The following is a 7,924-nucleotide window of genomic DNA, read 5'->3' as shown; positions in this document are numbered from 1 at the left end:
GGGGGGGGGGTGAGTTGCTGAGGGGGGGCTAGGGACTGGGCGGCGGCGGGGGGCCCGGGGGGTACCGCGGCCGTCGCCAGCCAACCGTTGCGCTAGATCACCGCGTCCATGCGGGCGAGGCGGCCGCCGCCCGCAGTGCGGTGAGGATGCGCTGCTCCTTTTCGCGAAAGCGTTCGGTGGGTGCCGGCACCGAGATCGCGACCACGGTGTCGCCGGCGGTGCGCCGCGCGATGGCGGCGGCCGAGATTCCCGGGGTGTGTTCGTCGCGGTCGAAAGCGACACCGATGCGCCTGATCTCGGCAACCTCGTCGCGCAGCGCCGCGGTCACCTCGTGGCCCAACCGAGCGATGACGGCGTCGGCCTCCGCGGGGTCGAGGGCCGCGAGGGCCGCTTTTCCGTTGGCGGTCGATGCCAGCGGGAACCGGACGCCGACGGCCGAGACCGCGCGCAACCGGTGGGGCGATTCGATCTGGTCGACGAACCACATCCGCCGGCCCCGAAGTATCGAGAGGTCGACCGTCTCGCCGTCGGTGGCGCGCGCCACCCGTTCGATCGTCGGGCGGAAGATAGCCGCGATTTGTTCCCCGTCGGCCCCGCCGTAACTCAACAGACGGTCGCCGAGCGAAAAGTGTCCCTGGGCATCGACGTGCGCCAAGCCCACCTCCACCAGGCCGACCAGCAGGCGGCGAGCCGTCGACTTGGCCAGCCCGAGCCGCTCGCCGAGGTCGACCAGTCGCAACCGCCCCGGCTCGGCGGCGATCTCGTCCAGGGCGGCCGCGGCCCGCCGCAGGACCTGAATTCCTTCGTCGCGATCGGATGGCAAAATTTTCCCCTTAGCCACTCTTATTCGGCACGCGTCCACTATAGTGATCCGCATCGCGGACTACAAAGACCCGAAATGCGGATCAAAGGAGCTCCACATGGGCGCGCTACCGGCCGGCCGGCACTTTTTCCGGGGCGACGACGGATACGAGGCCGCGCGGCGCGGCACGGTCTGGCATGAGCGGGTGCCGGAGCGCTACCCCGAGGTGATCGTCCAGGCCGTCGACGCCGAAGAAATCGTCGCCGGCATCCGCTACGCCAAGTCCAACGGGCACCAGGTCAGCATCGTGTCGGGCGGGCACAGCTTCGCCGCCAGCCATCTGCGCGACGGCGCCGTGCTGCTCGACGTCGGCCGCCTGGATCACGTCACGGTCGACGCCGACAAGGGGCTCGCCGTGGTCGGGCCGGGCAAGGGCGGCAGCCCGCTCATGGCCGAGCTGGAGGAGCAGGGCCTGTTCTTCCCCGGCGGCCACTGCAAAGGCGTCTGCGTCGGCGGCTATCTGCTCCAGGGCGGCTACGGCTGGAACAGCCGCGTCTACGGCCCGGCGTGCGAGAGCGTCGTCGGCCTGGACGTCATTACCGCCGACGGCGAGCAGATCCATTGCGACGCAGACAATCACGCCGATCTCTACTGGGCCGCCCGCGGGGCCGGCCCGGGATTCTTCGGGGTCGTCACGTCTTTTTACCTGAAGCTGTATCCACGCCCGGCCGTGTGCGGCACCAGCGTCTACGTCTATCCGTGGGACGTCGCCGACGAGGTCTACAGCTGGGCCCGCAGCATCAGCGCCGAGGTCGACCGCCGGGTGGAGATGCAGGCCATCGCCACGCGCAGCCTGCCGGAGATGGGCATCGACAGCCCCGCGATCGGGTTCGCGTCCCCCGCGTTCGCCGACTCGGAAGAGGAAGCGCAACAGGCCCTCGCCATCATCGGCACCTGCCCCGTCGTGGACAAGGCGCTCGTCGCCGTCCCGTACATGCCGAGCGACCTGCCCACCTGGTACACCGCCGTGATGACCCACTACCTGAACGACCACCGCTACACGGCCGACAACATGTGGACCTCCGCGTCCGCCGAGGAGCTGCTGCCGGGCATCCGGACGATCCTGCAAACCATGCCGCCGCCCCCGTCGCACTTCCTGTGGCTGAACTGGGGACCGTCCCCGCCCCGCCAGGACATGGCCTACAGCGTGGAAGACGAGATCTACCTGGCGCTCTACGGCTCGTGGAAGGACGCCGCCGACGACGAGAAGTATGGCGACTGGGCCGGATCCAACATGGCGGCGATGTCGCACCTGGCCACCGGAATTCAGCTCGCCGACGAAAACCTGGGCAACCGGCCGGCGAAGTTCGCCACCGACGAGGCGATGGCGCGCCTGGACAAGGCACGCGCCACCTATGACCCCGACGGCTTGTTCAACAGTTGGATGGGAAGGCTCTGATGGCCGGCGAGTTGTATCTGGGCTACCGCGACGACGACGTCAACACGCCGTTCGGCAAGTTCTTCAAGCCCGAAATGGCCCCGCTGCCAACCCATGTCGTCGAGGCGCTACAGAACGGCCCGCAGGGCGGGATGGCGCTGCTGGCGTTCGACGACGCCGCCACCGTCGCCGAGGAGGGCTACCAGCAGACCGAGAACGGCTACGGCATCCTCGAGGACGGCAGCCTGCAAGTGTCGGTGCGCACCGACATGCCCGGGGTCAGCCCCGCGATGTGGGCGTGGTGGTTCGGGTGGCACGGTTGCGACACCCGCCGCTACAAGTTGTGGCACCCGCGGGCGCACCTGTCCGCCGCCTGGAAGGACGGGCAGGACGACCAGCGATACATCGACCGCTGGTCGATGATCAGCGAGTACATCGGCTCGACATTGCTCAACGCCGCAATCCAATTCGTCGAGCCCGGGACCCTGGGCTGCCCGCCCGACAGCGCGGACGCGGTGTCGATCTGCGCCCGGCTGGGGTCGGGCGACGCGCCGGTGGACGCGGGATGGTTCATCCACCACATCCGCTCGACGCCCGGCGGCGCCGAGATGCGGTCACGGTTCTGGATGGGCGGACCGCACATCGCCGTGCGCAACGCGCCGGGCGTGGCGTCGCGGGCGGTGCGCCCGATCGCATCGCGGGTGCTGGGCACCTCGGAAGCGACCGCCCGCAACCTGCTGGTGCACTGCGCGCAGGAGATGAACCACCTGGCGGGCTTCCTGCCCGAGCTCTACGGCGCCTTCGGCGCCGAGTAGTCGTCGCGAGAGTGCCACTGGCAACACGCTTCTCGAGTGGGGCTTGGACGTCAAACCGACGGCGCCGCCGGCTGGTGCGGGGCGCCGACCACCACGAACGCCTCGACGGTCGTGGCCTGCTCGAAGCCCTGCACCTCCACGCGCCACTCGTAAAGCCCGGGCTCCAGGGGTATTCCGGCGGGGATGTTGAGCGTGAGCGGCATCCGAACCGACGTGCCGTGGATCGCCCCCGGGGGTCGCCCGGCCTCCGCCGAGGCTTCGAACGAGATCCGCTGTGGCCCTTGCGTTCCCATCACCACCACCGGGTCACCGTCGGTGGTCAACAGTTGGCACGACAACTTGTGCGGTTTGTTGGTCTCGTCCCAGTCGATGTCCAGGAAAAGCACCAAAGCGAAAGCGGGCGTGGGTGTTTGGCACTGCCGCCATCCGAGCCCGAGGGCATGGACCTTCCCGGACTGCACGTCGGCCTGCGCCGCGTCCGCGAGGAACAGGCTGATCTTCACGCCGGGGCCGCGATCACGTCGGCGGTTCGCACCGCGAGACCCTGCCCTGCCATCTCCGCCGCCTCGAGATCCACGAAATCCTTCCCCCGTCGTATCCGGAGGATCATACCTTCGCGCGGATCAGGCACCGTGGCCGCGCACCGCGGTGGCGCCGTCGGGCCCTCGAACGAAACGGCCCTTCGCTACGCGCCGGCGGGCTTCGGCGCTTCGCCTTCCTCGGTTTGGGTCAGCTTTTCGGGGCAGTACGCCGAGGCCGCGATCGCCGCGAACTTGGCGGCCCCGGGGCCTTGGAACCCCGGGTTTTTCTCTTGCAGGTTCTTGACGATTTCCTCGCCCGTCATGCCGTCGTCGGCCGACTTGCACACCTGCTTGCCGGCGGTGACGGCACGGTCGGCGTTCAGGTAGGTCAATCCGGCCTGGGTGAGCGCGTTGAGGAAGCTTTGATCCTTGGCGTCCGGGTCGGCGTACGCCGGGGCGGCGGTGCCGATCACCAGGGCGGCACTTGCCATCAACAGTACGAGTCTCATAGTTCCGTGATTCTCGCAAAGCGGGGCCGGGGCCGCCATCCGTCGCGGCCAACGGGACTTTAACGGAAGCTGGCCGCGCGATGAAAAATCCGAGCGCCCGGCACGCCGCGCAGCCGGCGTCACTTGCCGGGCGGTAACTGCCGCGGGCCTTCCGGCGCACGCAGCTCGCCGGGCCCCTCCCGCTGCGTCAACTCGGCCTCGCGCTCCCGGCCTGCCAGCGTCCGGCCTTCGACGTCTTTCGCGGCGATCGGGCGCCCCGGGCGTCGCGGGTGGGCGCCGACCCCGTGGCGGGTGCCCCGGCCGCGGTCGCCGCGCGAAGACGGGATCCGCGCGGTCGCGGCCGGGGCTTCGTCGGCCGTCGAGCGCCGCGGCGCCTGCTCACCGGCATCGGTGCTTTCCGAGTCCAGTGTCACCTTGCGGGTGCGCCTGAGCGCGAACGTGATCTCCTCAACCTCTTCGAACACGTGACGCGCGGTGCGCAGCGGCTGGGTCGTGTTGTCGATGACCCGGGCGACGAACGGCGGGACCAGCGGGCGGATCCAGCGGGCCGCGGCCTTGGTGGCGTCCGGAAGCGACGGGATCAGCGGCGTCGCCCGCTCCTCGTGCGGTTCGACCTCGCCGCCCGGCTCGACCGGCGCGGGCAGGTTCGCGGGTGCCTCGGGGGCCAGCTCGACCTCGGGCTCCGGCGCGGCGGGCAGTGGGGTGATCGCCCGGCTGGCCGCCTCCGCCTCGGCCGCGATCGGCAGGTAGATGTCGTCCTGCACCGGCTCGAACGTGCGCCGCGACGGCGCGTGCACCGGTGCCTCCAGGGCGTCCATCACCCGCCTGCGTTGCTGCTCGCGGTCGATCTCGGTCTGCGCCTCGATGGCGAGCCGGGCCTGGGTGAGTTGGTGCTCGGCCCACATGATCTCGGCCTCGCGGCGGACCTGTGCCCGCTTGATCGCGATCGCGGTTTCGGCCTCGAGTTCGGCCCGTTCGCGCTCGGCCCGCGCGGTCGCGTGCCGGTCCTGCGTCGTCTCGCCGCGCCACAGCCGCAGGATCAGCGGCAGTAGGCACAGCAGCGCGAAGAACGTGATCGCCGCCAGCCGCAGCGCCAACGGGCCGGCCCCGGCGCGGGTGACGTCGTTCATGGCGACCCAGCGCGCGCCGAGCCCGCGGCCGGCGTCCGCGGCGACGTCCTGACGGGCCCTCGCTAGGGCCTGCTCCTCGCGGGCGATCCGGGCGTCCAGTTCCGGCGCCTGACGGTCACGGGTCGCCAACGCGTCGTCCAGTTCGTGCTGCGCGTCGGCGAGAAGCTCGTTGGCGGTTCGGGTTTCGGGCCCGGCACCGGGAACGCCGGTGATCCGGGTCTGGGGGCAGGGCGGCGTCGGGTTGTACTCGCAGCGCGCCACGACCAGGGCCTGGTCCTGGCGCTCGCGGGCCTGCGCGACGGCGCGATCGAGGCCGCCGCGCGTGTCCTTGGTTTGTTGCAGCGTTGCCGACGCCTGCGCGACGGCCGGCGCCGAGTCGGCGTTGCGCAGCGCACGTTCGTCGAGTCGGTGGTCGATCGAGCTGGCGAAGACGACGAGCGAGGCGAGCTCGCCGACGACGACTCCGACGGCGATCGCGACGGCCCCGCGAGCCACGACGCCCGGCCAGCGCCGTCCTGGTCCACCGGCCGTGCCGCGGATCACCGCGCCGACCAGCACGCCGAAGACGAGCGTCAGCGCCACGACGGCGAGCGTTGGCCAGCGGGTGGACTCCTGCACTGCCAGGCCCGCGACCAGCCACGCCAGCGCGGCCCCGAGCAACACGACCGCGCCGGCCAGGGCCTCGTCGGCCTGGGTCGCCCGCTCGTGGCGTTCGCCGGCCTCGCGCCAGTGCCCGCCGCCGAGCCAAGTGAGCGGCCCCTCGATCCGGGACCTGAACGAGCGCGACTCAGTAGCTTCCTGGGCGCACATCAGCTCTCAACACCTCCAAGTCAGTCCAGCCTCCCAGGCCGGCGGCCGGCGCACCGAATCCAGGCGCCGCGCGTGTGGTGATGTTCACAGCGCAACGGGGTGGGTGTGGGGTCACATCCTCGTGATACCCATCGGGTCTGCCCAGCCTGGGCCGGGGCCACGCCTGGCTCGAATTTGCTGCGACGCGAGCAGATCAGCGACGGTTCCGGCAGGGGACGTGAGACGGTATAAGCCTATGCCAAACCACGATTATGTCACCTACGAAGAGTTCGGCCGCAGGTTCTTCGAGGTAGCGGTCACCCCCGAGCGTGTCGCCGCCGCGTTCGCCGACATCGCGGGCAACGAGTTCGCCATGGAGCCCATCGCCCAGGGTCCCGGCGGGATCGCCAAGGTCAGCGCCAACGTCAAGATCCACGATCCCAAGGTGACCCGGCGGCTGGGGGAGGAGATCACGTTCGTCATCCACATCCCATTGGCCCTCGACCTGCTGCTGGACCTGCGGCTCGACAAGCAGCGGTTCGTGGTTTCCGGGGACATCGCGCTGCGCGCCACGGCACGGGCCGCCGAGCCGCTGCTGCTCATCGTCGACGTCGCGAAACCGCGTCCGTCCGACATCACCGTCAACGTGTCGTCGAAATCCTTCCGCGGCGAGGTGCTGCGCATCCTGGCGGGCGTCGACGGCGAGATCCGTCGCTTCATCGCCGCGTACGTCGCGGAGGAGATCGACTCGCCGCAGTCGCAGGCCGCGCAAGTCATCGATGTGGCCCACCAGTTGGCGGAGGCCTGGCCCTAGCCGGCCGAGTCGGGTTTATCCCGTCGGGACGGGCGGGTATGCGGTGGCAACGTCCGTGACCGTCCGACGAGGAGCGAGAAAGCCTTGGCACGAGTAGATGTTTCGGTGGCGTCGGATGTGCCGCCCGAAACCGCCTGGAAGCTGGCGTCCGACCTGCGCCGGTTCGACGAGTGGTTGACGATTTTCGGTGGCTGGCGCGGGCCGGTTCCCTCGACGATCGAGAAGGGCACCCGCGTTTCGTCATGCATCAAGGTCAAGGGCTTCCGCAACGTCATTCACTGGGAAGTCACCTGTTACGACGCACCGAAAGCGGTTGAGCTGCAAGGCCGGGGCCGTGGGGGGATCCGGATCGGGGTTGGGGTGACCATCTCAGACGACGATCCCGGATCGAAACTTCACCTCACCGCGGACCTGAAGGGCGGGGTGCTCAGCGGGCCGGTCGGGGGACTCGTCGCCCGGGTGCTGCGCTCGGACATACGCAATTCGGTCAACAACCTGGCCAACCTGCAGTAGCTACGGCCGATCGGTATCCGAGCCGCGTTCCGCGTCGCGGATCTGCCTGCGGTCCATGGCAAGCCACGCCAGCCCGGCGCCGAAGGCCAGCAACCCAACGATCGCGGCCCCAACGCCCGCGCCGGCGTCGCCGAGCGCGAAGTTGGTCACGCACACCACCAGCGCCACGGCGGCCACCGCCACGACGAGCAGCCCGGGGGAGCGCATCCGATCATCCTCGACACGGCGCCTCATGAACGTCTCCTCCGATGTCTCTCTCGTTCGCCCGCTCTTGCGCGGCTACCCGAAATGCCTTCGGAGGAAACGGCTTCGACGTGCTGGAGACCCTCGTTACATGTAGCACTGTCGCTGCTTCACCGCCACCGCATCTATCCCCTTGATCCACTTCACCAGCTTGAAGCCGTGCAGCAATTCGTTCGGGCGACGATTCGGGTCCCGCTTAAACTTCGGCGGGCAAATTCGACCGCCGGGCGCCGCTCGGCAAAATGAATGAAACCTCAAATTGTGAACGGCATCGCCATATCCGGGTTATGGTACGGCGTCCCGTCGCATGCGGGCGAAGCTCGAATGTCCCTTGCGGATAGAAGATACAA

Annotated in this window: 9 protein-coding genes; 4 read left to right on the top strand and 5 right to left on the bottom strand. The window is 69.5% G+C overall.

Translation table 11 applies throughout. The features are described from left to right. Positions 1–97 precede the first annotated feature (97 nt). Complete coding sequence (locus A9X00_RS21580) at positions 98–823, bottom strand: IclR family transcriptional regulator (RefSeq protein ID WP_232006896.1); 726 nt, start codon at positions 821–823, stop codon at positions 98–100. A gap of 97 nt (positions 824–920) precedes the next feature. Here A9X00_RS21580 and A9X00_RS21575 point away from each other — a divergent pair, with 97 nt between their 5' ends. Then, positions 921–2,261: an FAD-binding oxidoreductase gene (locus A9X00_RS21575; RefSeq protein WP_067158211.1), complete on the top strand. Its 1,341-nt coding sequence runs from the start codon at positions 921–923 to the stop codon at positions 2,259–2,261. Next, positions 2,261–3,055, top strand: coding sequence for a DAPG hydrolase family protein (locus A9X00_RS21570; protein WP_067158199.1), 795 nt, complete (start codon positions 2,261–2,263; stop codon positions 3,053–3,055). The genes A9X00_RS21575 and A9X00_RS21570 overlap by 1 nt, the downstream gene beginning before the upstream one ends. Before the next feature lie 50 nt (positions 3,056–3,105). Here the strand turns inward: A9X00_RS21570 and A9X00_RS21565 are convergent, their stop codons facing one another. The 3 genes from A9X00_RS21565 to A9X00_RS21555 all read right to left on the bottom strand — a co-directional run bounded on the left by A9X00_RS21565 (position 3,106) and on the right by A9X00_RS21555 (position 6,025). After that, the gene (locus A9X00_RS21565; protein ID WP_067158196.1) at positions 3,106–3,558 is read right to left on the bottom strand and encodes a hypothetical protein; all 453 of its coding nucleotides are present in this window, start codon (positions 3,556–3,558) and stop codon (positions 3,106–3,108) included. 182 nt (positions 3,559–3,740) lie between these two features. Beyond that, the gene (locus A9X00_RS21560; protein ID WP_067158193.1) at positions 3,741–4,085 is read right to left on the bottom strand and encodes a DUF732 domain-containing protein; all 345 of its coding nucleotides are present in this window, start codon (positions 4,083–4,085) and stop codon (positions 3,741–3,743) included. 119 nt (positions 4,086–4,204) lie between these two features. Continuing rightward, the gene (locus A9X00_RS21555; protein WP_067158186.1) at positions 4,205–6,025 is read right to left on the bottom strand and encodes a DUF4407 domain-containing protein; all 1,821 of its coding nucleotides are present in this window, start codon (positions 6,023–6,025) and stop codon (positions 4,205–4,207) included. 235 nt (positions 6,026–6,260) lie between these two features. Between A9X00_RS21555 and A9X00_RS21550 the strand changes: the two genes are divergently transcribed. Both A9X00_RS21550 and A9X00_RS21545 read left to right on the top strand, forming a co-directional pair. After that, complete coding sequence (locus A9X00_RS21550) at positions 6,261–6,818, top strand: hypothetical protein (RefSeq protein WP_067158183.1); 558 nt, start codon at positions 6,261–6,263, stop codon at positions 6,816–6,818. An 84-nt stretch (positions 6,819–6,902) separates the two neighbouring features. Next, the gene (locus A9X00_RS21545; RefSeq protein WP_067158180.1) at positions 6,903–7,331 is read left to right on the top strand and encodes an SRPBCC family protein; all 429 of its coding nucleotides are present in this window, start codon (positions 6,903–6,905) and stop codon (positions 7,329–7,331) included. On the opposite strand, the gene A9X00_RS21540 is transcribed toward A9X00_RS21545, so the two are convergent. Beyond that, positions 7,332–7,565, bottom strand: coding sequence for a hypothetical protein (locus A9X00_RS21540; RefSeq protein WP_067158177.1), 234 nt, complete (start codon positions 7,563–7,565; stop codon positions 7,332–7,334). Positions 7,566–7,924 lie beyond the last annotated feature (359 nt).

The sequence above is a fragment of the Mycobacterium sp. 1245805.9 genome (genome assembly GCF_001672915.1).
Classification (GTDB): domain Bacteria; phylum Actinomycetota; class Actinomycetes; order Mycobacteriales; family Mycobacteriaceae; genus Mycobacterium.
The sequence above is the reverse complement of the archived record's forward strand: the minus strand, read 5'-3'. Positions and strand labels throughout refer to the sequence as shown.